A 3,032-nucleotide genomic window follows, 5' to 3' on the forward strand; every position below is an offset into this window, starting at 1 on the left:
CGATCTTCACGACGTTGAGATCCTTCTCCTGGATCTCCCGGGACGTGAGTTCGATGCCGGCGACGTCCCCGATGGGGATGCAGACCTGTTTCTCCTGGCTGACGAACCAGATGCCGGTCTTCATGACGGCGATCGCTCCTTTATCCCACCGGGCGTCCTGGATGAGCACCCCTCCGCGGACTGCAGGCGACATGAAGTAGGCGTTCAACCGGTAGGCGCTCGCCTGCATGATGATGAACTTCTTCAAGACCGAGAGAACCTTCTCCACCGACGCGACGCGGTAGACCGTCTTCCCCTCAGCACCGGCGGTGATCACCACCTGGTTCTTCTTCTCATCGAGATCGACCACGGACTTGTAGAAGATCTCGGTGTTAAGAGGCGCATCGATGCGGAACCGGTCCTCACCGATCCCCATCGTCGTCGGGACCCATTTTCCTTCGTGCTCGACCTTTATCGGGACTGATTTCATCGTATCATCCGGGTTATCGTTCTGCGTTCATCGCCGCGAGGAGATCCTCAAGCTCCGCTGCAAGGTCTGCTGCCGCATACTTCTCTCCTTTCAGTTCACGGACCAGGCTGACGTCCTCCACGAACTTCCTCTTCTTTGCGTCGGATTTGAGCGAAGCGATCAGGTCGTCGTCGACCGTACCGCCGGACGCGAAGGAGACCATGTCGAACTCCTCTTCCGGCTCCTCCTCGAGAACGTCTTCTTCCTCCGGGAGGGGCTCATCCGCGGCAACCTCTTCGCCCTCGATCTCGATCTCACCCGGGTCCAGGTCGTCGAGCGCGGAGAGTTCCGCACTCAGCACGCTCATATCCGGTATACCGTCGCCTCCGGGGAGTTCCGGGATACCGGCGGCGGTCATCGGCAGAGGGGTCACGGCGGGTTCGCCGGTGAGTTCGAGACCGGATGTGAGGTCGAGGTCGTCGAGACCGCTCTGGTGCGTCCTGAGGATCGCCGATACGGCGTCTTCATCCTCCCCGGAGAGGAGCGCGAGGTGGTCGGGATCAAACGCCGCCCCGGGACCGGACCCCTCGCCGTTAATGTCCAGGTCCGCGAGCGAGTCGAGGTCCAGGTCTGCGAGCGAGGCCAGGGGGTCGACGGCACCGCCCCCGCCGGCCTTCGGCGTGACCGGGGTCAGGGGCTGATCGGGGGCGGTGCCGTCGACGGCCTCATCAAGCATGAGATCGAGCTGCTCGATCCGGTTCTTCTTCTCACCTTTTGGGGTACGGGCGTGTGCGATCGTCTCCCGGATCGATGCCCCGAGGGTCCCGAGCATGCCGGAGAGGTTGATCTCGGTGGATGCGAGCCGCCGGATGAGAGACGGTCTATCTGCCGGCACGTTCGCGTCCGTTTCCCCGGACTCTCTCTTCTTCTCCTTTCTCTCCCGCAGAGCGGCGGCGAACCTTGAGGGTTTCAACTCGACGAGGTCGAGCGCTCCCGTGACGATGAGGGCAAGAAACCCCGCGAGCACGGTGCCTGCAACGATGACCTCGACGGTGGCGTCGAAGACGATGATCAGGGAGCCTGCTCCGATGGTGATCAGGAAGAGCAGCGGACGACGTAGTTGTTCTCTCACATTACACCCCCACAAATGCCGGAATAGTGAAGAACGCATCGACCAGGATTGGAGCCACGATATAGATGACCCCGGTGACCGCACAGAGCAGGCTTGCGAAGAAGTAGTAGATGTACCGGTCGCCGCCCATGACAATCTTTCCCGCAAACATGTTTGCGACGGTCAGCATTAAGAGGATCGTCACGACGTAGGTCCGCATCGTCTCTTCGGGGAAGTTCACGAAGATGTTTAAGGACGACCCCATTGAACCGCCGATCGTTGCCGTACTTCCCGAGAGTGCGGCCGCCGTCTCTTCAAAATGGGCCATCACCTCCTGGATCGCGTTGGCCATGGTGAGGAGGATCTCAAAGAGGAAGACGAAGATCCCGATCATCGCCCCGTGCATCGGGATGAGCAGGACGATAAACCCCTTCACCATCATGTCGCGCTTCCGCCGGAGGAGCACCTGCTCGAGCATCGACGAACCGACGATCTTGCCGATCTGGTCGGGGGACCCGCCGAGGGCCACCGCGTCCCGGAAGATGTTCATGTACTTGTAGATCAGGTAACTGCCGGTCTCCCCGATGAACTTCTTCCAGGTCCCGGCCTCGTCGAGGCCGAGGTTCAGCTTCGACGAGACCGCGTTGATGAACGGCTCTAAGTGGACGAGCGACTTCCGATCCACCTCCTGGAGCGCGTCGCCGGTGGTGATGCCTTTGCCGCCCATGATCGAGCCGAGGCCCCGGATGAACGTGGAAAAGTCTTCGTCCCGGTTGATGACGTTGGCGTCGTCGATGTAGCCGATGATCCCGAGCGGCATCAGCAGGAGGCCGGCGAGCAGGAAGATTACACCGGCGTTGACGCCGGCGAGGACGAGGAGGAGCACGATCACGGCGGTGATCAGGATCATCGGGCGCTCCAGTCGCCTGATGATGCCCTGCTCCTTTGAACAGATCTCTGCAAGCCCGTGCGTCCGGGGGTCGTCGGGGACGGCCCGGTACATGATGAAGAGGCCGAAGACCGATATCAAGAGGATGATCAGGTAAGAGGTGTTCAGCGTCGCTTCAATCCCATCGGGGGCATAGATAGCGACCGAGATCATGATGATGATCGCGACGAGCGACGCGGAGAGGAGCATCGCGATGTAGGCGTCGCCCCACTTCTTCAAGAGTTCGATCCCCTGCTCGAACGTGTTCCGGTAGATGCTCCTGATGCTCGAGAGTTCCGTGCCGATGAAGTCGTCGTCCGGGACACCGGAGTCGATCGAGTTCGCGTAGCGGTTGAGCATGCTCTGGAGAGTGCTGTTCCGGCACCGTTCGGCGACCGCCCGGAGGGCTCCCGCGTAGCTGTTGCCCCACCCGGTGACCAGGCGCTGCACCCGTGCGATGTAACGCGACGGGATGTACTCGAACCGCTCGGAGGTGTACTGGAAGATCTCGGGCCGGGTCACGGCCGACGTGGTGATCGCGGCCA

The 3,032-nt window shown here is 61.4% G+C and carries 3 protein-coding genes; all 3 read right to left on the minus strand.

Going from position 1 to position 3,032, the window contains the following annotated elements:
• A partial coding sequence (locus PLN84_RS12935; RefSeq protein WP_348532159.1) for a CheF family chemotaxis protein occupies positions 1-469 on the minus strand: 469 nt, incomplete at its 3' end.
• A 13-nt stretch (positions 470-482) separates the two neighbouring features.
• On the minus strand, positions 483-1,580 hold the full coding sequence (locus tag PLN84_RS12940) for a hypothetical protein (RefSeq protein WP_292385270.1): 1,098 nt from the start codon (positions 1,578-1,580) through the stop codon (positions 483-485).
• A 1-nt stretch (position 1,581) separates the two neighbouring features.
• A partial coding sequence (gene flaJ / locus PLN84_RS12945; protein WP_348532160.1) for an archaellar assembly protein FlaJ occupies positions 1,582-3,032 on the minus strand: 1,451 nt, incomplete at its 5' end.

The sequence above is a fragment of the Methanoculleus sp. genome, assembly GCF_035363275.1.
GTDB lineage: Archaea > Halobacteriota > Methanomicrobia > Methanomicrobiales > Methanoculleaceae > Methanoculleus.